Below are 784 nucleotides of genomic sequence, written 5' to 3'. Positions count from 1 at the left end.
TTTTCGCCGCCGTTTTTGGCGACTTGATTAGTATATCAACTTTGTTTCTCAATGTCAATAACTTTTTTAAAGTTTTTATTTTTGGTGGAGCCTAGCGGGATCGAACCGCTGACCTCCTGCGTGCAAAGCAGGCGCTCTCCCAGCTGAGCTAAGGCCCCGTTTAGATGGTCGGGAAGACAGGATTCGAACCTGCGACCCCATGGTCCCAAACCATGTGCTCTACCAAGCTGAGCTACTTCCCGTAAAAAATGGCGCGCCCGAGAGGAGTCGAACCCCTAACCTCTTGATCCGTAGTCAAGCGCTCTATCCAATTGAGCTACGGGCGCATATGGTGCCGAGGGCCGGACTCGAACCGGCACGGTAGAAACCTACCGCAGGATTTTAAGTCCTGTGCGTCTGCCAATTCCGCCACCCCGGCGTTGGGAATTGGAGCGGAAGACGGGATTCGAACCCGCGACCCCCACCTTGGCAAGGTGATGTTCTACCACTGAACTACTTCCGCAAACTACACTCAAAATACAAAATGGTGCGGGTGAAGGGAGTCGAACCCCCACGTCGAAAGACACTAGATCCTAAGTCTAGCGCGTCTGCCAATTCCGCCACACCCGCAAGATAAATGGTGAGCCATGGAGGATTCGAACCTCCGACCCTCTGATTAAAAGTCAGATGCTCTACCGACTGAGCTAATGGCTCAAAACTATGCGATCAAAATGGTGCCGGCCAGAGGACTTGAACCCCCAACCTACTGATTACAAGTCAGTTGCTCTACCAATTGAGCTAGGCC

The 784-nt window shown here is 52.3% G+C and carries 7 tRNA genes; all 7 read right to left on the bottom strand.

Features of this window, described 5'->3' with window-relative positions:
* Positions 1 to 82: 82 nt before the first annotated feature.
* A tRNA-Ala gene (locus WMZ97_RS21840) sits at positions 83 to 158 on the bottom strand.
* A gap of 7 nt (positions 159 to 165) precedes the next feature.
* Positions 166 to 242, bottom strand: a tRNA-Pro gene (locus WMZ97_RS21835).
* 7 nt (positions 243 to 249) lie between these two features.
* Positions 250 to 326: transfer RNA gene (locus WMZ97_RS21830), tRNA-Arg, on the bottom strand.
* Positions 327 to 329: 3 nt separating this feature from the next.
* A tRNA-Leu gene (locus WMZ97_RS21825) sits at positions 330 to 418 on the bottom strand.
* A gap of 9 nt (positions 419 to 427) precedes the next feature.
* Positions 428 to 502: transfer RNA gene (locus tag WMZ97_RS21820), tRNA-Gly, on the bottom strand.
* 22 nt (positions 503 to 524) lie between these two features.
* Positions 525 to 609 (bottom strand) — tRNA-Leu (locus WMZ97_RS21815).
* Positions 610 to 617: 8 nt separating this feature from the next.
* Positions 618 to 693: transfer RNA gene (locus WMZ97_RS21810), tRNA-Lys, on the bottom strand.
* Positions 694 to 784 lie beyond the last annotated feature (91 nt).

Source organism: Lentibacillus songyuanensis (assembly GCF_039548255.1).
Classification (GTDB): Bacteria; Bacillota; Bacilli; order Bacillales; family Amphibacillaceae; genus Lentibacillus_C; species Lentibacillus_C songyuanensis.
Note: the sequence above shows the minus strand (reverse complement) of the source record. Positions and strands in the feature narration are given on the sequence as shown.